This window comes from Pseudomonas sp. B1(2018) (genome assembly GCF_003097365.1).
Taxonomy (GTDB): domain Bacteria; phylum Pseudomonadota; class Gammaproteobacteria; order Pseudomonadales; family Pseudomonadaceae; genus Aquipseudomonas; species Aquipseudomonas laurylsulfatiphila.
The window spans coordinates 107857-129865 of the sequence record NZ_PYUK01000020.1; the positions used below are offsets into that span (position 1 = coordinate 107857).

Here is a 22009-nt window from a genome sequence, read left to right on the forward strand (position 1 = left end):
CTCACCACTCCCGATAGGCGATGCCATTGAGCCCCTTGCCGCGAGCCTTGGAGTAAACGTCAAAGACGTCCTGGCCCTCGCGCGGGTTCTCAGCCGAACTGTCATAGGCACGCAGGCCCCATCCGCCCTCGTCGTCACGCTTGACGGTGGCCAGCGGATCACGGGGGATGCGCCGCAGGAAATAGAACTTGGCCCCCTTGGCGCTGCGCACGTCACGTACACCATCGACCAGCACTTTCAGGTTCGGCGGGTAGCCGTTGCTGTCGAGCGTCTTCTCGATGTAACCGGCGTCGAAGGCGCGTTTATAGGCGTCGATGCCATCGCGGATCTGGTACAGCGCGTTCCGCAGTTCCTGCTCTTTGCCCCGACGCACCACCGTCTCGGTCAGCGGTGCGGCCATGCCGGCCAACAGGCCGATCAGGGCAAGCGTCACCACGACTTCGATCAGGGTAAAACCGCGTTGCGAGGCGTTCATGATCATGGCTTCCCGACGGTAACGGTGGTGGCGATCGGTGCGCTCATGGGGCCGGTCTGGACCGTCGTGTTCATCGAACGGTCAGGGGCCTGGATGTGCATGCTGGTTTCGGTGCCGGTCGGGAATTCCATGTCCGACGGGCTCTGGTACGGCAGGTTGCGCACGATCCGCGGAGTGATCGACAGCACCAGTTCGGACTTGCTGACATCGTCCTTGTTGCTGCCGAACAGGCGGCCCAGGCCAGGAATGTCGCCAAGGCCAGGGATCTTGTTACCGCTGCTGCCATGGTCGTTGCGCACCAGACCGGCGAGGATCTGGGTTTCGCCATCATGCAGACGCAAGGTGGTCTGGGCGTTGCGGGTATCGACCTGGACTGGAATGGTGCCCTGAGCGGTCGGCGTCAGCGGCGTGGCGTTACTGACTTCCAGCGCGATCTTGATCGCCACTTCGTTGTTCAGGTGCACGATGGGCTGCACTTCAAGCTTCAGACCGACGTCGAGGTAAGTCACGCTTTCGGTGATCACCGGGCCCTGGGTCGAAGGCACCGAGGTGGCGCTGATGATCGGCACGCGCTGACCGATGTGAATGCGCGCCTGTTCGCGGTTGCTCACCCGGATCACCGGGCTGGCCAGGGTGTTGATGTCCTTGTCCTGGGCGTTGATCTTGGCCTGGGGCGCCGGGCTGATGGAAATCCGGCTCGAGTCGATGCCTTTGAGCTGGTCAAGGATGGACACTGGCGAGCCGTCGCTGTTGATCACACCGAAGGTGTTGGGCCATTGCAGGCCGAGGTCGAGAATGCGTTGGCGGGCGACTTCCATCACTTCCACTTCCAGCACCACTTCGGGGTTGGACTGGTCCTGCGATTGCAGGAGCTTTTCCGCCATGCGGATGGCGTCGCCGGTGTCGCGCATGGTCAGGGTATTGAGGCGTTCATCGACGAACACGTCGCGGGTCTTGAGCATGGTCTTGATCATGTTCAACGCGGTGTTGGCATCGATGCTGGTCAGGTAGAAGGTGCGCATCACCAGCTCCTGGTAATCCTTGAGCTTCTGCGGCGAGTCCGGGTAGATCAGCAAGGTGTTTTCATTCACCACTTTCTGGTGCAACTGGTTCTGTTGCAGCAGCAATTCCACGGCGTCTTCGATACGCACGTCACGTACGAAGATCGTGGCTTTCATGTCCGGGCGCAGGTCCTTGTCGAAGATGAAGTTCAGGCCGGCGACCTGGGACAGCACTTCGAAAATGGTCTTCAGGTTGGCGTCGCGAAACTCCAGGGTCACCGGCCGGTCCAGGCGTGTGCGCAGTTGTGGGTACTGCACCACGTTGCGGCTCTGCACCAGGCGGATGTTGTCTTGCAGCTCCCGGGCACCCTCGTTGTTCGGGTCCAGTTCGAGGATCTGCTTGACCTGGCGATCGGCACCGTAGATGTCACCGCGACGCAGGTCGCCACGGGCCAGTTCGAGTTTCTCGTCCATGCTGCGCAAGTAGTCGAGCTGGCGCAGGGAGTCCTGGGCACGACGGTTGTTCGGCTCGATGCCCAGGACCCGGCTGTAGCCCATGCGGGCCCCGGCGAAATTACGCTGGGCGCGGTCCATGTCGGCCTGGGTCAGCAGTGCTGTCACGGCGCGGGCCCGACCGCTATTGAGGGCGATGTGCAGATCGGTATCGCGAGGGTTCTCGCGCAACCCCTGTTCGATGCGAGCCAGGCCGGCTTCGTACTGGCCAGATTCCATCAGGGCGGAAGCTTCTTCCTTGGCGACCTGCGCCGAACTGCATGCAGCCAGCCCTGCGCAGAGACAAAGGCTCATCAGCAAACGGGATTTGTTCATTCCGTACTCCCCACAGACAAAGTCTGAGCTAAATGCAGAGGCAGGTAGACCAGGCTCAGCTCCTCTTTGGAAATGCGCTCGATCCGCCAGGTTTCGTCGATGACATCCCCTTTGCGCACGACGTAAATTTTTTCGCCGCTCTGCAAGAACACCTGCAGATCGGAACGGTCATCCAGCCTGCCGACAAACTGGAAGGGCATCGGCGGTGCAGTGGGGACCTGCACCTCTGGCGTCACGACCACCGGCTGCTCAATGACGGTGCCGAGGACCGCCTGCGCTTTCCAGCTGCGGGCGGCGAACAGGTCGCCTGCCGGGCTCAGGTCCTTGATCGGCACGACCGCCGCGGCGCTCGATGCAGCCGCCGCTGCGCCCGGGGCCTTGCCTTTGGCTGGCGTGGCCACGGCGGCCAGCGCAGGGTCGCTGTCGTCAGCCGGCTTGAAGTATTCGGGGAACCAGGCCAGCGCTGCCGCTACACCGAAGAACGCCACCCAACCCACCATTCGCTTGGTATTCATCATGACCTCGACAGGTAAAGGGTCATGCGGATCCGCCCGGTCAGGTCGGTATCGGCGATTTTCTTGCGTTGAAACTCCACATCCTCCAGCACCACCGCCGGCAACTGGCCGAGCAAGGCGTGCAGGAAACGCCGCAGTTGCGGATAGCTGCCACGCACCGGCAGCAGAATCTGATAACGGGCCAGGTGTGTCTTGGGGTCCACGCCCAGGGAATATTCGCCCCGGGACAAGGTGATGCGCTCCTGGGCAGCCAGAGCGTAGATCTTGTCGATGGCCACGGTGGCCTGTGGCTGGGACGGCAACTTGCTGCGGAAATCGTCGAGCTGGCGCTGCGGCACCACCGGTGCAGCCACGGTGCCGTCTTCAACCTTGGCCAGGTACTCGGTCGCTTCGCGGGTCTGCTGGTTGAGGCTTTGCAGCGACTGCCAGTCCGGCAGCAATCCGACCAGGCCATAACTCAGCGCCAGCACCAGCATGGCCATCCCTGCCAGCCCCGGAACCCCCAGGCCTTGCAGGTATTCGTGGACGATCAATTTATGGATTTGCATCGCCGATCTCCCAGGTAGCCGACAGGTTGAACTGCACCGGGTGTTCCGGCACGTTGGCGACAATTTCGTGACTCAGCAGCGACACGTCGGACAGCTCGTCGCTGGCTTCGAGGCGACGGTGGAAATCGAGCATGGCGTCCAGGTCCAATGCCTCGGCGCTGATCCGTACCTGGCCTTTGCGGGCGTCCGGGGTCAGGGTCAGCAGGGCAATGTTGTCCCGCGGCATGGCTTCCAGCGTGGCGAACAAACGCTCCCAAGGGCGGCGCAACTGCTGGGAGACCTTGCGCATTTCGGCCAGGTTCTGCGCCTGCTCGCGAGTTTCCGCCGGGGTCAGGCCGGGCTTGCTGCCGGTGTCGCCAGTGAGCACCCGCTGGGTGGTTTGCAGGTGGCCCTGCTGTTGTTCGGCCTCGTTGTTCAGGTGCTGCTGCACCACAAGGCAAGTCAGTGTCAGCACCACGCCACCGGCCAGCAGGCTCCAGCCCAGGGGACCTGCACGGCGGCGCGGCTGAAAGTCGAGCATCAGGGGGCGCATGTCAGGCCACCGCCCGAGACATGACGTACAGGCAATCGCGTACGGCTGTCCGGTCTTCTTCGAGGGTGCGCAGATGCACACCGGGCACATCAGGGTGCGAGTCGATGCGCGCCGGCGCATGCAGGTAGACCGTCAACGGCCGTTCGCTGGTGGAGGCCTGCAACTGGTTCTCACGGCCGATCAGCGCCGTCAGGGCCGCATCACTGTCGCTGCTGCCCACCGAGCGCACCGACGTCCAGCGCCCTTCCCGGGCCAGCAGCAACACGCTGCGTACCGGTTCGGCGACCACGAACAGGAAGTCCCCGGCATCAAGGCTTTTATCGAAATGGTTGAACGCCGCCATCAGGTACGGCTGCACCGAGCGCAGGCGCAGGCCACGCGCGCTGACCAGGGTGCGCAGGCGGTCGAGCAAGTCTTGGGGCAGCGCGGTAGCGATGCGGTCATAACCGGCAGGTTCAGCCGACAGCACCAGGCTCCAGGGTTGCGTCGGTGCACCGTAGAGGTCTTCGAAACACAGTTGGGCGAAGCCGAGCAATTCGGCCGGGCTGCTGATCTGATCGCTCCAGGGCACCAGGCAATAGCGGCTGAAGTGTCCGGAGATCACCACCGTCAGTTCGGCCCTGGCAACGGCGTGCTCGGCCAGCAAACGGTCGAGGGTGTCGAGGGCCACCGCCCAGGCGTGGAAACCTTCGTCGATGTAGCCGACGCTGCCCAGCCAGTGGGTTGCACTGCCTTGCCGATGCCCCAGGCCTACACCGCTGGCGCCGAGCACGGCGACAAATTGCTCACGAGATAAAAGTGACACGATTGATCTCCTCGAGAGTGGTCCGGCCTTGTTCCACCAGCTCCAGCGCCGACTCGCGCAACAGGCGCAAGCCACGTTTGCAGGCATGGGCCTTGATTTTCGAGATGGGTTGACGCTCGACGATCATTTGCCGCAATTCGTCATCCAGATGCAGCAGTTCGGCAATCGCACTGCGCCCGCGATACCCGGTGCCCCGGCAATGCCCGCAACCCTTGCCGTGGACGAACCGGTAGTGAGCGACCTTTTGCGGATCGAGCCCCGAGACCTCCAGCTCTTCTTCTGTCGGGCTGTAAGGGGCGCTGCAACTGGTGCAGACCAGACGGATCAAACGCTGGGCCAGGACGGCATTGAGTGCCGAGACCAGGCTGTAGGGATCGATTTCCATCTGGGTGAATCGGCCGATCACGTCGAACACGTTGTTGGCGTGGATGGTGGTGAACACCAGGTGACCGGTGAGCGCCGATTGCACGGCGATCTGTGCGGTGTCCGGGTCGCGGATTTCACCGACCATGATCTTGTCCGGGTCATGACGCAGGATCGAGCGCAGGCCCCGGGCGAAGGTCAGGCCCTTTTTCTCGTTGACGGGGATTTGCAGAACGCCCGGCAATTGATATTCCACCGGGTCTTCAATGGTGATGATCTTGTCCACGCCGTGGTTGATCTCGGTGATCATCGCGTACAGGGTGGTGGTCTTGCCGCTACCGGTAGGCCCGGTCACCAGCACCATGCCGTAGGGTTCGGCGGCCAGCCGGCGCAACTGGCGCAGGGTATCTTCTTCAAAGCCCAGGGCTTGCAGTTGCACGCCACAGACTTTGTCGGCGAGGTCCTGTTTGTCGAGCACCCGCAGCACCGCGTCTTCGCCGAAGATGCTCGGCATGATCGACACCCGGAAGTCGATCTGCCGGCCGCTGATGCCGATCTTGAAGCGACCGTCCTGGGGCACGCGCTTTTCGCCGATGTCCAGTTCAGCCATGACCTTGACCCGGGAAATCACTTGCTCGGCGAACTCGCTGCCCTGGATCTTGCTGATGTTGTTGAGCACACCGTCGATCCGGTACTTGATCACCAGGCCGCTGCCGGTGGTGCCCAGGTGAATGTCGCTGGCGTGCATTTTCAGGGCGTCGTACAGCGTCGAGTTGACCAGCTTGACCACCACGCTGGCGTCTTCGCTGATGCTGGTCAGAGACAGGCTTTGCAGGGTATCGATCTCGGCTCCGCCCTCGGCCTGGGCGTTGAGCGATTCCACCGCGTGGAAACTTTCTTCGTGACGCGCCAGGTAGGCCTTCAGGTCGTCGGCATGCACCAGGTACAGCGGCGCGCCGTGCAGGCATTCATCGATCCAGGCCAGGCGTGCGCTGTCGAAGGGGTCGGCGAACACGCCGATGACCGCTTCGTCGTGACGCAGCAGGATGAATTCACGCTTGAGGCATTGGGCCAGGGTCACCCGGTCGAACACCGGGGTGGCACTGAACAGGCTGTCGGTGTCGAGCACCGGGTAGTGCAGGGTCACACCCAGGCACTGGATGAAAGGCATGGGAGCCAGTTCACTCAACTCCCCGAGGGTGTCCAGCATCCGCTCGCCGGAACTGGTGGCCAGGGCGCGCGCCTGGGCCAGTTGTTCACTGCTGAAGCGAGTCGGTACACATTCCACTTGCGCCGGTTCTACGGCAAGGGATAGACGGTCCATGGCTTGCTCTCCAACGCCCGGGGCTTTGAGCCCTGTCAGCGCGGCGAGTCATTTCGGCACAGGCCGGAACGTCTTGTCGCGCCACTACTCCCCGGTGAGCAATTGTTCGTCGTCTGGCGCCATGGAAGCCGAAGTATTTTTTCGGCGATCTGCAAGCACCCAACTACCGTCGTACAACTGCAGCGGGAAACTCTCGGTCCTGCTCTGGCGTCGTTCGACGAATCCTTCGGAAGTGCTCACACCCGGCCTGGGCTCGCGCCGCCTGCCCAGAAGATCAAGCACTGCACGGGCCAATTCCGCCAACGGAAAGGGTTTGAACAGGATATGGCTGACTCCCAGTAGCCGGGCCCGCTCGCAAACTTCCGCGGTTGGATGCCCTGTGATCAGCACAAAATGGCACTTCCTGTTCTGGCGGACGGCATCGAGCACCTGAAAGCCTTCCATATCCGGCAAGCGGTAATCGAACACCATCACATCGGGTGCGAAATCGTCTGCTTCGGCGATTCCATGTGCACCGTCGTGAGCAATCCGGACTTCCAGCGCTTGCGCCTGCAGGTAACCCTGGAGGTTTTCCGCCAGCAGCTGTTCGTCATCAACAACCAGTACTTTGTTTAACAAGGTCGACTCCTTGAAACCGCAGGTCCGGGTTTTGAACCTGGCGGAGCGCGTGCCCTGAGAGGACTAACGCACACTTCATGCCAGACTGAGCGCCGGTAATTTTAGGTCTTCATGTCCTTGAATTTAAAAACAATGCCTTTTCGTACAGCAATCCCATCCCCCAAAAACGGGGAAAGCGATCGAATGGGCATTGACGTTTTTCCCCCACTGTTGGGGAACACCCCTAGTCATCATCAATCCGCTCGATCCGATTGCGCGAACGCAATTGCGCCAATGCCTGCGAGCGAGCCTGTACCTGGTGCTGCCGGGCAAGATAAGCCCGAACCGTCTCAAGTCCTTGCTCCTCCGGGACATGGGTCGCCTCCCTGTGGTTCTCCAGATAGATCAGATGCCAGCCCACCGACGTGCGTACGGGTTCGCTGATGGCCCCCGGCGCCAGGGCAAACGCGGCCGCCTCGAACTCCGGCAACATCCGTCCACGGGGAAAGTAGCCCAGGTCGCCCCCTTCGCTGGCCGACGTGTCTTCAGACCCGCTACGGGCAGCGCTGGCGAAATCGGCCCCGGCAACAATGGACGCCCTTATTTCAATTAAGCGTAGCCGCGCAGCCTCGACTGTGGAAGCGTCGGCACCGGCCGCTACCTTGACCAGGATATGCCGGGCCTGCACTTCTTCGGGCCGGTTCAGCTCGTCTCGGTGTTCTTCGTAGAACGCCCGGACCTGTTTTTCGTCCGGCCCGGCGGTCTGGATGAGGTCATTGAACACTTGCCGGGCCGCCAGTTCACGGCGGATGTATTCGGTGTAACCGGCCTCATCGAAACCGGCATCTTCAAGACGCCTGGCAAACACCTCGGTTCCGCCCATGGCCTGACGGGTCTGATCGATCTGGTCCTTGACCACAGCATCACTGATCACCACGCCGCGCTTGACGGCTTCCTGCCAGAGCAATTCGCGATCGATCAAGGCATCCAGTGCGGCCTTGCGCAGTTGCCTGTAGGCTTTCGGATTGCGGATGTTGCCTACCGCCCGGCCCTGGTCTTCCAGGTATTCGGCGAAGTAGCGCTCCAGGCGCAGTTGGGAAATTTCCTCGCCATTGACCCGCGCCGCGGCCGGACCATTGCTGCACCACGCCACGGGTGCCCATAGCGTCAGCAGGACCAGCACAGTGTTGAGTTTCATGATCGGCCTCCGGTCATGGCGTGGCAACCACAGGTTTATAGGGGGCGACCAGATAGAATCGCTGGTCCGGCAGATCCACCGTGACGATATGGGCACCGCTCAAACCCAGGCGTCGGCCAGGACCAAAGCTCATCAGGGGCGTCAGCCCGGTATCGAAGTCATGCAGGCCTTCCAGGGCACTGACCAGCTTTTCGCGGCTGGCATCCCGCCCGGCCTGTTTCATGCCTTCGCTGAGCAGCATCATCGAACTGAAAGCGCCCACTTGCAGTATCGCGTGCTGGCCACCGAGGCCCTGGTGTTCGCGCAACTGGGTCAGGGCCAGGCGCCCGGCCTGGGTCCAGTCGCTGGGCACGAACGGATAGGCCAGGAACACCCGCCGGGAAAATCCGCTGGGCACCTGCGTCAGATTGCCCGCCACCTGGTTCGAGGTGGCGAACAGGTAAGGCACCTGCCCCGCCGTTTGCAGGCGCTCGGCCAGTCGGCTGAAGCCGCTGCTGGTGCCCAGGTAAAACACCGAGCGCGAGCCCAGGGGCAAATCTTCCCCGCTCGGGTCGTAGGCTTGCAGGCGCACCTTTTGCCAGGCGTGCCCCTGCAAGTACTGGCCGAGTTCCTGCGCCGCCAGCCGTTGGCCGGATTCGTCCGGATAGGCGATCAGCGTCGGCCCCTGAAGCACCCGCAGGCTGGCACTGGCGTAATCGGCCAGGGCGATCAATTGCTCGCGAAGCCCCGGCAGTGGTTCGAATATCTGCGGACTGGCGTGGGGCGTGCCCTGCAAGGACAGCGGCCCGATCAGCGGAATGCCGGCCCGTTCCAGACGCACGGCGAGGTCCACGTCCAATGCCGGCGCCAGCGGGGCGATCAGGGCGAACACTTGCTCCTCATCGATCAATCGGTCCAGCGCCTTTTCGGCACTGGCGCGATCGGTGCCGGGGTCGAGGATGGTCAAGCGCAACTGCCGCCCGTGAATGCCCCCCGCCTCGTTGATACGCGTCACGCAGCCCTTGAGCACCGCCGCCACCGTGCCGCTCTCCTCGCTCAATGGCCCGGTGCCTGGCAGCAACGTACCCAGGTGCAGACTGTCAGGGGTCAGGCCCGGATCGCGGTCTTCGGCCAGGCGCTTGAGGTACGCCGTGAGGTTGCGCTGATCGTTCATCGACAACACGAACCGTGGCATCGACGGATCGAGCCGGTTATTGCCGGGGTCGCGCCCCTCCTGCACCGCCCGCGCCAGGGTGCTGTCGCTGTAGGCCGGGTAACTGCGGCCATTGATGTGCTGCTGGCCATGGCTACTGGCCAACCGCGACCAACTCAGGTCCGGTGGGCGCACCCCGCCTTCCGGCCGCCCGAGGCCGTCTTCGCCATGACAGTTGGCGCACGGCAGGCTGGTGGCCGGCAGCACCATGTTCGATGCACCGACCCGGGCCATGATCGGCTCGCCGCTGGCCGATACACCTTCGCGGTACAGGCGCTTGCCGGCACTTTCGCTGAGGCTCAGCGGCAGCGCCTGGACACTGAGCGTGAAGCCGCCGAAGAGCAGCAGGCCAAGGACGAGGGCAGTATTGATGGCCATGGCTAGCGTCCGGCCACGGGCATTGCCAGCAGCTGCAGGCGCTGGGCAATGGCGGCCGCCGGGGCATCGGGACGGATTTTGCTCCAGCGCTTGTTCGCCACGTCACCGACGATCAACTGGGTGGAGTGCTGCTCGGGGGTCGGCACGATCTGACCGATGCGACCCAATACAAGGTCCATTTGCGCCTTGTCGCCGGTAAGAAAAAACCAGTGGGGCCCATCGACGCCCTGTTTCAAGGTGTAAGCCTTGAGTACCGCCGGGGTGTCCCGCAGCGGATCACTGGTAAGGGAGATAAAGGTGATGCCGTCGGCCTTGTCGCCGAGCACTTCACGCACTTCCTTGAGCTTGCGGGTAATCAGCGGGCAAGCATCGTTGCAACTGGTGAAAATCACATTGAGCAGTACTACACGGTCCTTCAATGTGTCGCTGTAGAAGCGCAGCGTGTTGCCGTTCTGGTCCTGCAACGGCGTGTCGGTGAACCAGGTCTTCGCGTCGTGGGTGCCGCTGGACGGCTGCGCGGCGTCAACCGCGGGCGCGGAGGTCTGCTCATGCCCTTCGTGGGCAAACGCCACTGAACTGAAAATGCAGTAGCAGATGCCCAGGGCAAACCAGTCGATGGCTCTCATGGCTGTTGCTCCATGGCAATGGCAGTGTGCTTGGCGTGGACGTTGCGTTCACCACTGAGTTTCTCGACGGCCCGGGCCAGTTCCGTCGGGTCGGTGAAACCGTAATAGCGGGTCCAGAAACGGTTGTTGCCGTCGCCCACCAGAATCAGCGGCGAGTGGTTCTTGAAGTCACCGCTGTAGGCGCCCAGGCCCTTGAGGGTGGCATTGACCGACTGCGGCGAACCGGTCAGCCAGCTCCAGCCCGGCCCCTGCTGGAAGGTGCGGGCGTAGTCGTTCAGGCGTTGGGGATCGTCACGCTGCGGGTCGATGCTGATCGACACCAGTTGCACCTCGGTGCCGACCCGCGCACCCAGCTGTTTCTGCACCTTGCCCATGATCGAGGACACCACCGGGCAGACCGTGGTGCAGCTGGTGTAGATGAACCCCATGACTACGATCTTGTTGCTCACCAGGTCTTTTTCCAGGCTGACGACCTTGCCGTTCTGGTCCAGCAAGGCCACGTCGGCAATCTTGATCCGGGCGGTCTCCTGGCCGGCCTTCCTGGCGGCCATGTCGTGCCCGGCGTGCTCGTCAGTCGAATGAGCCAGCGCCTGGCCGATACCGATGGCCAACAGGCAGGACGTCAGCAAGCCGCGATGTGCGAATCGGTTCATGTCAGTTTCCTCTTAGTGGGTATCGCCGGGTACGACCCGGACGCTGGCAAAGGTCTTGTCATCGAAACTCGAGCCCAGGGACGCCGCACGCACGTGCAGGTACCAGGCACCGTCCTGGTCGAGGGTTACCGGGGCTTCATACACACCGTCGGCGACTTCCAGCGCGGCAACCTCCTGTGGTCGCGAGGTCGGGGCGCGGAAGTAGCGCACCTGAGCATCCTTGACCCCGCTGCGCTGAGCCTTCTGCTTGCCCTCGACGATGCGAAAGCGCACCAGGTACGGACTGCCCAGGTCAGCGGTGGACTTGTCGAGCATGAACTCCACCCTGGGCATCCCACGGTGCTGGTCGAGCCGCTTGTCCTCCTCCACCAGGGTGCTGAAGCAGTGGATGATGTTCGGCTGGTTGAGCAGGAACGCCACGTCGAAACGCCCCGCCGCCGGTAGCTTGACCCGCGAGCTGTAAAGCCCCGGCTCGATTTCCCGCAGGCTGCGGTCAATAACCAGTGCTGCCCGCGCCACTTGCCCGCGATTGGGGTAGCCGGACATCGGCGCATTCATGCCTTCGGCGTAGAAGTAGGTGGTGTTGTCCACCGGGTTGACCACGAACACCGCGTTGTCGTCCCGCGAGACCGCCAGGCTCGACGCCAGTGGCAGGTCACCGGCCATCCGCGGTGCCTGGGGTCCGGCCTCGAACCCCTGGATGATCGGCGTGCGGCCCTCGCCGAGGGAGGCCAGGTTGATCATCGTGACTTTCGGCGAAGCCAGCCCGCGCACGTAGGCATAGGCCTTGGTGAACACCACTTGCCAGGGCTCGGCGGAGACGTTCAGTTCATGGATCAACGCGTCGTTGGCGGTGTCGATCACCGCGGCCTGGTTTTCCAGGGTGTTGAGCACGATGCCAAAACGACCGTCGGCGCTGAAGCCCATCGGGCCCAGGCCCTGCTTGAGCCTGATCACCCGGCGCACCGACTGGCTGTTGCCATCGACGACGGTCACCGTGCCATCCTTGCCATCGGCCACATAGGCGGCGCCGGACAACGGCGAATACCTCACCGACAACGGGTGCGAACCGGTCTTGAGTTGTTTGCTGATGCTCAGGCTGGCGATGTCGACGATGCTCACCGTGCCATCGTCGCGGTTGGTGACAAAGGCAAAACGGCTGTCCTTGCTGAAAGCGATTTCGTGGTGCCCGGCCCCGGTGGCCAGGTGCTTGAGGGGTTTGAGGCTGGCGGCGTCAATCACCGTGACCCCGGATTGCCCGTCGGCCTTGGCGTTGTTGCCGACCCACAGCAGGCGTTCGTCCGGTTGCAGCGCCACGCGCACCGGATTGCTGCCGGCAACCACCGAGTCGATCAGCTTGAACTCTTGACTGTCGATCACCGCCACCTCGCCGGCGGCGGGCATCGAGACAAACACCCGTTTGTTGTCTTTTGGCGTCACCCAGTCCATCGGCGGCTGTTTCAGCTCAATGCGCGCCAGGGTGCTGGTGATGCCGCCGACAGACACCGACGGATCGATCACCGAGACGCTGGCGTCACGGTTCATCACCAGCAGGAAGTAGCTGTTGAGATCGAGCAGGGGGCGTGCGCCGATGTTCGATTTGAGGAAGGTGCCGACCCGCGACTTGCAGCTACTGTCGCGGCCCTGGGCCTGGTCGGCGGCGACTGCTTGCGGGTCGAGCCAGGCGCCCGGCGAAACGCCGGACAAGGGTTGGCCCGAGGCTTTGTCGGTCACGCGAAATTGCACGTCGGCGAAACCGCCCTCACGCAATACGCCGTCCTCGGCCAGTGGCTTGACATCAAGGACCACCGAGATCCCGTCACGCTCCAGCGTCCGGTCGCCCCAGGTGTCGGGCAAGGCGACCTCGCTGAGCATGTTCGCAGGCGCGGTTCGCCACACGCCGATCCCGATCAGCGCCATGCCGACGATCAGCGCGCTGCCAACGAATTTGATGGTCCTGTCCATGTCGCATCTCCTCTTCAGAACCTACCTGTCCCTTTTTGGTCACTCATGTGGCGAGGGGGCTTGTCGGATCGCCGCACCGCCCCGTTGGGCTGCGCAGCGGCCCCCTAAATCCACAATTGCATCCGCCTGACACACCGCATGTAGCGTTTTTTACGACTGCTTCGCAGCCGAACGGGGGCAAGCCCCCTCGCCACACAAGGCCGCTCCCACAGGTGTTGCGTTACTGTCCTTTCCTACGGTGTTGGTGCCGTTGTCGGCGCCGGTTCATTCGTGACCCGCAGCAAGCCCCACAGACCGGCGGTGTTGCCGAAGGACGCGTTGTCACGGAACAGGTAATCCCCGGCAATCGCATTGCTGCCGCCGGCGCTCGGGTGCATGGCGCTGAAGTGGGCGGCCGGCAGCACGCTTTCGCGTGCGCCGATGTACATCGACATCGGGTTCAGGCCGAACCGCACCGAACCGACGCCGGGGGTCCACATCGGATAGCCGTCGACATCGCTCTTCTCCGCCAGGTACGGATTGACCGACCAGAGGTGACCATCGAGCTGGAAGGTCGAGCCGCGACTGCCGCCGGTCGGCATCAGCACATGGGTGCGGAACGGTTGCCCGGGTTTCACGTAGAACACCGGCGTTTGTGGATCGCCGCCCACCAATGCGTTGCTGTAGGCCATGTGGGCATTGGGCACGTCACCATAACCAGAGCCGTCCGCGCGGCCGAACGGTGCATCCGGAGCGAGACCGTAGCGATACCACAGGGGCTCGGTCTTGTAGTTGATGGCCATGCCGGCGTTGTCCTTCGGATCGTTCGGCACGCCCATGCCTTCCGAGGCGATGCCTTCCACCGGCCGACCATTCGCCCAGCGCAGGTTCAAGGCGCGCTGCCAGACCATCGCGAAGTCACGGTAGACCGCCTGCCCCGTCGCCGTGACCGTGGCCGATGCACGCTTGGCGTCCTCGACCCAGGTGGCGCCGGCCGGCAGCACACTCATTGCACCGCCAAGGCCTTTTTGCGGCTGCTTGATCACATCCGCCGGGGTGAAATTCAAGCCGCCGAACTCCACCGCCGTGGCGTTGATGTTGTCGACGTTGCGGCCCAGTTGGGTCACCGGCTTGCCTTCACGCTCCAGGTGCCCGGCGTAGTACTGATAGGTACGGGTCGGGTAGGCACCGCTGTTGCCGACTCGCGGTGGCACGGTCTGGATCGGGTTGACGCCGACGTTGGCGCCGTCGGATTTGGTGATGTCGTAGGCCAGCAATTGCGCATGCAGGCCGACATGGCTGGAGGGCCGCAGCAGGTTGTTGTTGAAGGTGGTCGAGCCGTTGCCGTCATTGCGATTGCGCTTGACCAGCCCCTGCAGGATGGCGGTCTGCGCCAGGTCAGGCATCACGCTCGGCAGACGGTTCTCCAGGGTGATATTGATGCAATCCCCGGCCGCTGCGCGCAGCACCAGCGGTTCGACAGGCACCCCCGGCTTGAGCTTGCCCGTGCTCGGGTCGAGGTCGGCCTTGCGCACGTACAGGATCGCGGTCGGGTCATGGATCGGCCCGCTCTGGCCACCGATGGTGATGGTTTCGCCGTCCTCGGGATCGGTCACCGTCACCCGGGGAATGCTCACGGTTCGCGAGTTGAACACCAGGGTACCGCCCGCCGGATTCAACGGCCCGCCGACATGCTGGCCAAGTCCCTCGGGGTCACCGATCGACAACCCCAGCGGATTGCTCAGGATGTCGTTGGCCAGCGCCGCCACGACCTCGTAGTTGCGCTGCACGGTGGGCCTGGTACCCATGCCGTTCGGGTTGGCGCCGACCCGCGGACAAGTGCCGTCAAACGCCACGGTGTTGCGCGTGCCCGCCGGTTTCGGGTTGTTCGGCAGGGCAAACAGATCGCTGCGTTGCGCGGTGTAGTTGCGCATCACGCCCCAGATGCCGTTCCAGTAGCCTTCGATCGAGGCATCCATCGAGTACAGATAGTCACCCGTGGTCGCCGCGGAACTGGAGAGCATCGACACCGGTGCAATGAAGCCCATCTGCTCGGAAATCCCGACCATTTGCGATGCTCGCCAGCCCGAGTTGGAGCTGTTGCCATAGCCGGTGCCGCTTTGCAGCCACTTCACACCGTGCAGGGTGACGTTGTGCTCCTCTTCATGGCCGCCGGCATGCACCCGCAACCGCACGTTGTCGCCGGTGTAGGTGCGCAGCATCGGTGTGAACGGGTCGCCCGGTTCCGCACCGCCACGGTTGATGTGTGGCGGGAACCGCGTAGTGCCGCCGGTCGGGCCGGTGGCCGAAGTCACCAGGTTCGGCGCCAGGTTCATCGCAGGGATCGCACGGTCGGTACGGCTTTGCATGGCAAACGACAGGTCGCCGCCGAGGCCGTCGGCCTGCATGCCGCGCTTGCCGTCCGGGCCGACCTTGTTCGGGTCGAACACCCGCAGGCCCAGGGGTTCGTTGCGGTAATTGACCACGAACATGCCGGGGTCATCCACCGAGATCGCTTGCGGACATGGCCGGCTCGGGCAGCCAGACTTGATGCCGCCACGGGCCTCGACTACCGACTCGAGCAGGTTGCCGGCGTTGTTGCGCACGGGCGGATTGATCGCATAGCGGAAGCTGTCGGATGTCGCCGGGAACGCCTGCGGATTGGGCACGCCATTGGGGCCGGCGCCGACGTACACACCGGCTTCGTAGGCGTGCTGGAAGTCGCTGTACTCCAGGAAGAACTCACGGAAGCTGTCGTTCTTGCCGTCGTTGTCCAGGTCACCGGTCGATATCACCGCCTGCCAAGAAGTCGGCCCGCCGTCCGAGCGCGCGCCGCTGTACAACGGCTCGCCCGTTTCGGCGTGGAACCAGGTGGAACCGGCGGGTTCGGCCAACACGGTGGCGTACAGGCCGATCTGTTGGTGAGTCGACGGGCCGAGGTGGTCGTGGGTGAAAATGGTCCCCAGGCCACGGTCGACACCCTTGGTGTTGATCACCGGATCGATGAACCAGCGCTGCATCGCCGTGCGCGCGCCCATCCAGTCCGCCCGGCCATATTGACCAAAGAACGGATGCGCCTTGGCCACCGGGCAGGCGGGCGTGCCGTCACGCGGGTCGGTGCCCTGGCACTGGTTGAACGCGCGGATGGCATGGATGCGTTCCACCACGGCACCCGGGGAAAGCACGCCGTCCTCGTAGTTCCAGCCGTTGGACGAACCATCGGCGGACGTCAGGTCCCACTTCGGCAAGTGAATGTGCTGGCCGATCACATCGGTCGGGGTGCGCACCTGATAGTCGTCCATCTCATAGGTGGCCGGCACCAGGTTGGTTTGCTGGTACTGCACGCAGTCGAAGGTGTTCATGCGCATCACCAGCGGTTCCGGCGGACGCTGCTTGGTGATCACCGGCCAGGCGTCTTCCCACAACGCGAGGATGCGCGCCTGCGGGAAGTGGTAGCCGACCTTGTTGTACACCGCGTCGAACTGGATGTTGGCCGCCTTGTAGATGCGCGGGCGGTCGGCGGTGAAAGTCGAGGAGCCAGTAAAGGACATGCCGTCGATGCGCTCGCCACTATGGTATTCACCGCTGCCGGCACTGCTGGTCAGGCGTTTGGCCCGATCATCCATGCAGGGCTCGTAGAACGGCGCACCGGCAATCGGCAAGGCGCCATTGGTGCGGAAGTTGCGCGCAACCACCTGTTTGCCCGGCAGCACGGCAAAGCTGGGGTGGTCCTTTTTGGCGTGGAAGGCCATGGCTGCCTGTTCGACTTCGGTCCCCTCTTCCGGTAGGTAAATCGGTTTGGCCCGCTTCACTTCCTTGGAGAAGTCCAGCGAGGTGGTCACCGTGTGCGCCTCGCCACCGGCCGACACGCCGTCCAGCGCATGGCGCCCCAGGCCACCGTCCCAGCCACCGGACTGGTTCGGGTCGAGGTTGGCCCACAGGCCGTTGCCGCTGGTTTTCAGCGCCTGGGCCTTGGCCGCGTCGAGCATGTCCAGCGGTGGGGTTGGCGGGCGTTGGCCGACCGAACTTTCCATGCCGCCGATCCAGAAGGGGAAACCGGGGTTTTTCAGGCTGCCGTCGGCGTTGCGGTTGGCTTCGCTGCGATCGACCAGCGCCAGCGAGCCGATGGCCTGGGTACCGCCGGCACCGCCATTGCCGCCGTCATCATCTTCGCCAGCGGCTATCAGGGTCTGGCCGATTTTCGGCACCACGACGACCTTGCCCGGCATGGGAGCCATGGCTTTGCCTGGCAACGGCACGACCGCCGGGATCGGCGTACCGGCGATGATTTCGCCATCGGGCAAGGCCCGCGCACCGGCCGCCGGTTTGCCGTTGCGCAGCGCATAGGGTTGTTTGTGGAAGCCGTCTGCACCCTGCTGGGACACTTCGAGCCGGGTGCCTTCTTCGAACACATCGTGCACCCGCCACATGGCCCACATGCCCTGGGCGAAGTGCGGGTAGAAGTGGCAGTGGTAGATCGCATCGCCCGCTACGCGGTTACGGTTACCCGAACCACCGTTGGCGATTTCATAGGTGTAGCCGGAGCCCGGGCCTATGCCCTGGGCGTCCAGGTAATCGGTGTTGTCATCGTTCGGGTTGTACAGCCATTGATGCCCGTGCAGGTGGAAGATGTGGTGTTCGTAGCCGTTGTGGGTGTTGCGGAACTTGACGAAGTCACCGATGTAGCTGTGATTGACGTTGGACGGTTCCGACGGATAGAGCGCCATGGTCGCCTTGACCCCGACCTGATCGGCACGCGGCACCTCGCCTGGACGAATGTTTTCCAGGCCGGCGTTGGCCGGTACGTCCACCAGCATCGCCACGTCGCCCACGGTGTGCGAGCTGAGGAAAAACTCCTCATAGGCGCAAGACAGGCAATCGTGCATCGGTCCCACGCCCAGGCGGTTGGCGACCACTTCGGCGCCCATGCCGCCGGAGCCGTAGTTGATCATGAACGAGTCGCGGGTCGGCTCCAGCACATGGCCCATCACCGGGTCTGCAAAGTACGCCGGGAAGGCTTGGGTGACGGCAGTTTCATCCTGGAACTGCGAAGCGAAATCGCGGAACGGCTCCAGCCGGTTCGGCAGCGCCGGATTGCGCTTGCCCATGGCTTCCAGTGGATAGGTTGATGGCGGGAAGCTGCCGTCGGCGTTGCTGCCCATCACGATCGCGTCGCTTTCGCCGGAAATGATCTCACTGCCGTCCACCATATTGATGATCGGCGTACCGGCCTTGCCTTCGCGAATCCACGGCTCGCGCTGCGGGTAGCGCGCCTGATAATCGACGATTGGCTGACCGGCCGGCGTACGTCCGGTGCTGGCCAGACGCATTTCTTCTTCGGTCAAGGTGTTGCGGTAAGTGCGTCCGCCCTTGGGCACGACCACGACCTGGGCGAACAGCCCGTTGGCGTTGTTGCCCGCCGCGCCCTCGCCACCGAAGGTCGCGCCACGGCTGCTGACGTCGAACGCGCCTTCGCGTTCGGCGTACAACGTGTAGGAACGGCTGCTGCCGGGGGCGACGAGGCTGTTGGCGTTGCGTCCGGTATAGGAGGCGATGTCATCGATGCTGTTGACGGCCTGCAGGCCGTTGACCTGGAAACCGACATGACGGTCAGCCACCTGCTCATCGGCCTTGAAGGCTTCGGCATTGCCGCCCTGGCCACCCTCTTGCTCGCCCTCTTGCTCAAACGCTTCATGACTGCCCGGGTTGGCCTGATAGGCCAGCAGGTTCTGCAGATTGACGGTCAGGCAATCGCCGGCAGCCACGCGCAACACCAGCGGACGCGGGCGCTTGTCGGGCCGCAGGGAAACCTTGCCCGGCACTGCTGCGCCCCCTTGGGCGAGGGAAATGTCATGGTCATCGACCACATCGCGACGCAGCGCGAACATCATGCCGTTGACGTTTTGCGCCCCCAGACGGTTGAACATCAGCGGCTGATCGAACGCCACGACGTTGGCCACCAGGTTGCGCTCGCAACGTGCAGCTGCGCTGGCAATCTCGATACCGAGCATCGAAGTCACCAACAGCAGCAAATTAATCAGGGACGGGGCGTGGGATATACCGACCATGGTCTCGGGCCTCGCTACGGGTTTGCAGGGAAAACTTCACGACAAATCGTCGAGAGCAATCCGCATGCCACAAAAAATAACGTTATTATTCAGTAAGTTATAACTACTACTTAATAATCCGGGGGGGATATTCCCCACCCAATCCCCCACTTTTTCGCCGGGGCCACAATTCCCCACTATTGGGGAAAATCGCCCCCGCGGTTTCGATCACAGCGGCGCATCCGCGGACAACCCCTGCAAACGCCGATACTGGTTCAGCACGTTGGGCACATAACGCTGGGTTTCGGCGAACGGCGGGACCACGTTGCCACGGCTGAGCACCGCTTGCGGGCCGGCGTTGTAGGCCGCTACGGCGAGGCGGATATCGTTGTCGAACATCGTCATCAGACGCTTGAGATAGCGGGCGCCGCCCTGGATGTTGGCCTTGGGGTCGTAGACGTTGGTCACGCCCATTTCGCGGGCGGTGTCGGGCATCAACTGCATCAGTCCGCGAGCGCCCTTGGGTGAGGTAGCGCGGGCGTTGTAGCTCGACTCGGTCTTGATCACTGCGTGCAACAGCGCCGCCGGCAGTTCGTTGGCCGTGGCCGCCGCCGCCACCAGTTCGGCGTAGGGTTGCGCGGCGATCATCTGCGGTTGCTGGTCGAGGCTGACGACCGGCGCATCGGGTTCACGGATCACCCGTTCATAGTGGCGTCCGGGGCGGTGGACATTGGACAGGACGTAGCTGCCATTGGCGTCCACGGAAACAAACACATCGGCCTGTGCGGCGCCGGTCAAGACCAGCAGACCCAGCAACCCGGTGGTGAGTGATTTCATTGTTAGACCTCCCCTTCCCGGCCCCGAAAAATGGGGGTAATGCCCCAATGGCCAGTCGTGCAACAGCCATACGCAAGCACTGTGCCGTAAGTGAGAAGGCCCGTAGCACGGGGGGTGCAGAAGGATCACCAAGCATGAGCATGGCAATTGCATGCTGTTGAATGACAACAACTACATGGCAACTGGCAACACTGCTGCCTACCGTGCGAGGTCATCATGAATCAGCATCTGCGTTATGCCCGGCGATCCCAAAACGGATTCACCCTGCTCGAACTGTTGGTGGTGCTGGTGGTGCTGGGGCTGTTGGCTGGCATCGTCGCGCCGAAGTATTTCGCCCAACTGGGCCGTTCCGAAGTGAAAGTGGCCAAGGCACAAATAGAAGGCTTGAGCAAAGCCCTGGACATTTACCGCCTGGAGGTCGGCCATTACCCGTCGACCGAACAGGGTTTGCAGGCGCTGGTCACGGCCCCCGCCGACGAACCGCGCTGGACCGGCCCGTACCTGCAGAAAAAACTTCCCCAAGACCCTTGGGGCCACAACTACAGCTATCGCTATCCCGGTGAAAACAGCGAGTACGACCTGTTGTCCATGGGCAAGGATGGGCAACCCGGCGGCGAAGGCGAGAACGCCGAAGTCACCAACTGGAACTGACGGATATGGCGACCATGCGCTTTCATCTCAAAGCCGTCGGCAAGGCCGGTGTCGTCTCAATGACCGTCGATGCGCCGGGGCAAAGCGAAGCCAGGCGCATCGCCGAGGACCAAGGCCTGCGGGTGGTCAGCCTGCACGCCGAGCGACATTGGCGCGCGTTGCGCCTGCAAAGGCGCGAGACGTTCAACCTGGTATTGTTCAGCCAGGAGCTGACCACCTTGCTCAACGCCGGCCTGCCGTTGATCGATGCGCTGGAAAGCCTGGCGGAAAAGGAAAACGCGCCGCAAGCCCGCAAAACCCTGAGCGAGCTGGTGCGCCTGCTTTACGAGGGCAAATCGTTTTCCCAGGCCCTGGGCCAGTTGTCGGCCATTTTCCCGCCTTTGTACGTGGCGCTGGTGCAGTCCAGCGAGAAGACCGGCGCCGTCGGCGATGCCCTGGGCCGATATGTCAGCTATCGACAGCGCATGGACGAGGTTCGCCAGAAGATCATCAGTGCGTCGATCTACCCCATGCTGTTGCTGGTAGTGGGCGGCGGCGTGGTGTTGTTCCTGATGGGCTACGTCGTGCCGCGCTTCAGCCTGGTGTTCGAAGGGCTTGGGTCGAACCTGCCGTGGTTGTCGCAGATCCTGATGAGCAGCGGCATGTTCCTTCACGCCCACCAGGGCGAATTCTTCGGTGGCTTGCTGGCCATCATCGTCGCCCTCGTCCTGCTCAAGCGCCAACCGGCCTTTCGGCGGGGGCTGGACCGGGTGATCGAGAAACTCCCCGCGGTGCACCAGCGCATCTTCATGTATGAGCTGGCACGCTTCTACCGTTCCCTGGGCATTCTGCTGCAAGGCGGCATTCCCCTCGTCACCGCCATGGGCATGGTCCGCAACCTGCTCACCGTCGCCTCCCGCGGCCGGCTGGACCAGGCCTGCGAACGGGTGCGCGAAGGGCAATCGTTGTCCACCGCGCTGGAGCTCAATCAACTGGTGACCCCCGTGTCCCTGCGCCTGCTGCGCGCCGGTGAACAGTCCGGCAACCTCGGGCAGATGATGGAGCGCAGCGCCGACTTCTACGACGAAGAAATCAGCCGCTGGATCGAATGGTTCGTGCGGCTGTTCGAACCCTTGCTCATGACCTTCATCGGCCTGTTGATCGGGGTGATCGTGATCCTGATGTATATCCCGATTTTCGAACTGGCCTCGAGTATTCACTGATTTTTGGAACAGGGCCGCGCTGTCCGTTGCATTTCTTCAACCATCAAACTGAATAAATCAACCTGCCGAGGTGTTTAACAGGTTCCCATGGGAAAAAGCAGCACGTTGCAAGCTTCATCAACGTTCCAGGCTCAAACAAGAAGACGGAGAACGACATGCACATCAATAAGCTTTTACTGGCAGTAGCTATTGGCGCGGTTCTGTCGGCGTCTACCGTACTGATTCCGGACAACCTGTCCGGGGTATCCAGTGCTCAGGCCAAGGATGGGGGTAGTGGCGGTGGCGGTGGGGGT

The 22009-nt window shown here is 63.1% G+C and carries 17 protein-coding genes; 2 read left to right on the plus strand and 15 right to left on the minus strand.

Annotation, left to right across the window (positions count from 1 at the left end):
• Nucleotide 1: 1 nt before the first annotated feature.
• The 15 genes from C9422_RS26010 to C9422_RS26080 form a co-directional block, all read right to left on the minus strand.
• Nucleotides 2-475, minus strand: a complete 474-nt coding sequence (locus C9422_RS26010; RefSeq protein ID WP_007977244.1) for a type II secretion system protein — start codon at nucleotides 473-475, stop codon at nucleotides 2-4.
• A 2-nt stretch (nucleotides 476-477) separates the two neighbouring features.
• Nucleotides 478-2304 (minus strand): secretin N-terminal domain-containing protein, encoded by a 1827-nt coding sequence (locus tag C9422_RS26015; protein ID WP_116582640.1) that lies wholly within the window; start codon nucleotides 2302-2304, stop codon nucleotides 478-480.
• Nucleotides 2301-2819, minus strand: coding sequence for a hypothetical protein (locus C9422_RS26020; protein WP_116582641.1), 519 nt, complete (start codon nucleotides 2817-2819; stop codon nucleotides 2301-2303). Before C9422_RS26020 ends, C9422_RS26015 begins: the two co-directional genes overlap by 4 nt.
• Nucleotides 2819-3367, minus strand: coding sequence for a pilus assembly protein PilO (locus C9422_RS26025; protein WP_116582642.1), 549 nt, complete (start codon nucleotides 3365-3367; stop codon nucleotides 2819-2821). The genes C9422_RS26020 and C9422_RS26025 overlap by 1 nt, the downstream gene beginning before the upstream one ends.
• Nucleotides 3354-3899: a PilN domain-containing protein gene (locus tag C9422_RS26030; protein WP_116582643.1), complete on the minus strand. Its 546-nt coding sequence runs from the start codon at nucleotides 3897-3899 to the stop codon at nucleotides 3354-3356. The genes C9422_RS26025 and C9422_RS26030 overlap by 14 nt, the downstream gene beginning before the upstream one ends.
• Before the next feature lies 1 nt (nucleotide 3900).
• Complete coding sequence (locus tag C9422_RS26035; RefSeq protein WP_116582644.1) at nucleotides 3901-4704, minus strand: hypothetical protein; 804 nt, start codon at nucleotides 4702-4704, stop codon at nucleotides 3901-3903.
• The gene (locus C9422_RS26040; protein WP_007977232.1) at nucleotides 4685-6391 is read right to left on the minus strand and encodes a GspE/PulE family protein; all 1707 of its coding nucleotides are present in this window, start codon (nucleotides 6389-6391) and stop codon (nucleotides 4685-4687) included. The genes C9422_RS26035 and C9422_RS26040 overlap by 20 nt, the downstream gene beginning before the upstream one ends.
• An 84-nt stretch (nucleotides 6392-6475) precedes the next feature.
• The gene (locus tag C9422_RS26045) at nucleotides 6476-7009 is read right to left on the minus strand and encodes a response regulator (RefSeq protein ID WP_116582645.1); all 534 of its coding nucleotides are present in this window, start codon (nucleotides 7007-7009) and stop codon (nucleotides 6476-6478) included.
• Between the two features lie 223 nt (nucleotides 7010-7232).
• Nucleotides 7233-8186 carry a peptidylprolyl isomerase gene (locus tag C9422_RS26050; RefSeq protein WP_116582646.1) on the minus strand — a complete coding sequence of 318 codons (954 nt, stop codon included), beginning with the start codon at nucleotides 8184-8186 and terminating at the stop codon, nucleotides 7233-7235.
• 13 nt (nucleotides 8187-8199) lie between these two features.
• Entirely contained in the window at nucleotides 8200-9750 is a 1551-nt protein-coding gene (locus tag C9422_RS26055; protein ID WP_116582656.1) for an ABC transporter substrate-binding protein, read from the minus strand.
• An 8-nt stretch (nucleotides 9751-9758) separates the two neighbouring features.
• On the minus strand, nucleotides 9759-10382 hold the full coding sequence (locus tag C9422_RS26060; RefSeq protein ID WP_116582647.1) for an SCO family protein: 624 nt from the start codon (nucleotides 10380-10382) through the stop codon (nucleotides 9759-9761).
• On the minus strand, nucleotides 10379-11035 hold the full coding sequence (locus C9422_RS26065) for an SCO family protein (RefSeq protein ID WP_116582648.1): 657 nt from the start codon (nucleotides 11033-11035) through the stop codon (nucleotides 10379-10381). Before C9422_RS26065 ends, C9422_RS26060 begins: the two co-directional genes overlap by 4 nt.
• Nucleotides 11036-11047: 12 nt before the next feature.
• On the minus strand, nucleotides 11048-13000 hold the full coding sequence (locus C9422_RS26070; RefSeq protein ID WP_116582649.1) for a YncE family protein: 1953 nt from the start codon (nucleotides 12998-13000) through the stop codon (nucleotides 11048-11050).
• Nucleotides 13001-13233: 233 nt separating this feature from the next.
• Nucleotides 13234-19047, minus strand: a complete 5814-nt coding sequence (mnxG, locus tag C9422_RS26075; protein ID WP_116582650.1) for a manganese-oxidizing multicopper oxidase MnxG — start codon at nucleotides 19045-19047, stop codon at nucleotides 13234-13236.
• A gap of 207 nt (nucleotides 19048-19254) precedes the next feature.
• A complete protein-coding gene (locus tag C9422_RS26080; RefSeq protein WP_007977214.1) occupies nucleotides 19255-19863 on the minus strand; it encodes a lytic transglycosylase domain-containing protein in 609 nt (202 codons plus the stop codon).
• Between the two features lie 216 nt (nucleotides 19864-20079).
• On the opposite strand from C9422_RS26080, the gene gspG reads away from it, so the two are divergent.
• Nucleotides 20080-20514, plus strand: coding sequence for a type II secretion system major pseudopilin GspG (gene gspG / locus C9422_RS26085; protein WP_007977211.1), 435 nt, complete (start codon nucleotides 20080-20082; stop codon nucleotides 20512-20514).
• Between the two features lie 14 nt (nucleotides 20515-20528).
• Nucleotides 20529-21716, plus strand: coding sequence for a type II secretion system F family protein (locus C9422_RS26090; protein WP_033048091.1), 1188 nt, complete (start codon nucleotides 20529-20531; stop codon nucleotides 21714-21716).
• The last annotated feature ends 293 nt before the right edge of the window (nucleotides 21717-22009 follow it).